The following is a 2,516-nucleotide window of genomic DNA, read 5'->3' on the forward strand; positions in this document are numbered from 1 at the left end:
TTGTCGGTGAAGGACCAACCAGCTATCCCTCTCCCATCCTGCAGACAACAGGCTGGGTCGCTGTGAGACCCCGTTATCTCGAGCGCGATCAAATCGGAGGAGGGCGCGCTTATACGTCGTGCCGACGTCGCTCGTTTGGCGTAAATGGTATGTCGCCATGGCGATCTATCACTTCTCGGCCAAAGCCATCTCCCGCGCTGCAGGATCGTCTGCGCTCGCTGCTGCCGCCTATCGCGCAGGCGAGCGGCTGCACGATGACCGGCTCGGGCGTACCCATGACTTCACCAACAAGGCCGGTGTCGTCCACAGTGAGGTCATGCTGCCCGATGGGGCGAACGAAGCCTGGCAAGACCGGGAAAAGCTCTGGAATGATGTTGAAGCGGCCGAGGTGCGCAAGGACGCGCAGCTTGCCCGCGAGATCGAGTTCGCTCTCCCACGCGAGATGACACAGCATCAGGCGATCGAGCTGGCGCGCGACTTTGTCAAAGCCGAGTTCGTGGATCGCGGCATGATCGCCGATCTCAATGTGCATTGGGACATCGGCGCGGATGGCGAAGCCAAGCCGCACGCGCATGTCATGCTGACCATGCGGGAAATCGTTGTTGGTGAAGATGGCAGCGCGACATTTGGCGCGAAGGTGCGTGACTGGAACCGCACCGAGCTGCTCACCCACTGGCGTGAGGCATGGGCGACGCATGCCAATCAGCGCATGGCCGAGCTCGATATCGATGCGCGGATCGATCACCGCTCACTGGCAGAGCAGGGTATCGACCTGGAGCCGCAATCAAAGATCGGCGCAGCAGCCTCACGCATGGCGGGTAAAGGGCTTTCGCCAGAGCGGCTTGCCGAGCATGCGGATATTGCGCGGGCCAACGGCGAAAAGATTATCGCCGATCCGAACATCGCCCTCAATGCGATCACGCACCAGCAGGCGACGTTCACGACGCGCGACCTTGCGATGTTCGCCCACCGGCACAGCGCCGACAAGGAGCAGTTCGATGCGGTGATGTCGGCGGTGAAGGCATCGCCCGAGCTTGTCGCGCTGGGCAAGGACGGCAAGGGCAACGACCGGTTCACGTCGCGCGACATGCTGGAGACCGAGCAGCGGCTGGAGAGCGCGACGATCCGGCTCGAAGCAAGGCGCAGCCATGCCGTGCCCGATCGCTATCGTGAGATCGCGCTCGCCAGTGCAAAGGCGCGCGGAATGGACCTGTCGGCCGAGCAGCGCGGAGCGCTGGAGCATGTCACATCCGCAAAAGGCGTCAGCAATGTCATCGGATATGCCGGAACGGGGAAAAGCGCGATGCTGGGGGTGGCGCGCGAGGCATGGGAACGCGCTGGCTACACGGTGCAGGGAGCAGCGCTCTCCGGCATTGCAGCTGAGGGCTTGGAGCATGGTTCGCGCATCCCATCGCGCACGCTCGCCAGTCTGGAACATCAATGGGGGCAGGGCAGGGAGCTACTCACCAGCAAGCATATCCTCGTGATTGACGAAGCTGGCATGCTTGGCACCCGGCAGATGGAGCGCGTCGTATCGCATGCGCAGCAGCAAGGGGCCAAGGTTGTGATGGTTGGCGATCCGCAGCAGCTGCAGGCGATCGAGGCGGGTGCCGCGTTCCGCGCTGCGGCTGAGAGGCATGGTGCAGTCGAGATAGCGTCGATCCGGCGACAGCAGATCGACTGGCAGCGCGAGGCAACGCGTGAGTTGGCTACTGGCAGAACGGGCGAGGCGCTTGGCCGTTATGACGAAGTAGGACATGTCCATGTTGCCGAGACGCGCGAAGTTGCGCGCGCCGATCTTGTCGATGCATGGGATCGGGACCGGCTGGCAAAGCCAGACGCCAGCCGGATCATCCTCACGCATACCAATGACGAGGTCCGGGCGCTCAACGAAGCGGTGCGTGAGAAGGTGCGCGCCAGTGGCGATCTTGGCGATGACGTCGCGCTCAAGGTCGAGCGCGGTGCGCGGCAGTTTGCGGATGGAGACCGTGTCATGTTCCTGAAGAACGAACGATCGCTGGGCGTGAAGAACGGATCGCTGGGCACCGTAGAGAGCGTCAGCTCCCTGCGCATGTCGGTGAAGCTGGACGATGGGAAGGCGGTGGCGTTCGATCTGAAGGATTATGCGCATTTGGATCATGGCTATGCAGCCACCATCCACAAGGCGCAGGGCATGACCGTGGACCAGGTCAAATTGCTGGCGACGCCGGGGATGGACAGCCATGGGGCTTATGTCGCGTTGTCGCGCCACCGCACCCAGGTGGATCTGCATTATGGCAAGGATGACTTTGCCGATCGCAAGGCGCTGGTCCGTACGCTCAGTCGTGAGCGCGGCAAGGATATGGCCAGCGACTATGCACGACAGCCGGAGAAGAGCGCTGAGGTCTCCCGGCCGCAGCTTGAGGCTCGCGCTGGTTTAAAGATCAGTCGCAGTGGCCATCTGGCTGATCTGATCAAAGGCGCGTCTGCAACGCCCCAGCGCGAGCCGGTTGCGCAGGCGCGCGTAAAAGTCGCAT

1 protein-coding gene is annotated in these 2,516 nt (G+C 62.8%); it reads left to right on the top strand.

The annotated features are described in order from the left end of the window. Positions 1–157 precede the first annotated feature (157 nt). Positions 158–2,516: Ti-type conjugative transfer relaxase TraA (gene traA, locus IEW00_RS17325; RefSeq protein WP_188515686.1), on the top strand; the 2,359-nt coding region annotated here is incomplete at its 3' end.

It is taken from the genome of Blastomonas aquatica, assembly GCF_014639875.1.
Taxonomy (GTDB): domain Bacteria; phylum Pseudomonadota; class Alphaproteobacteria; order Sphingomonadales; family Sphingomonadaceae; genus Blastomonas; species Blastomonas aquatica.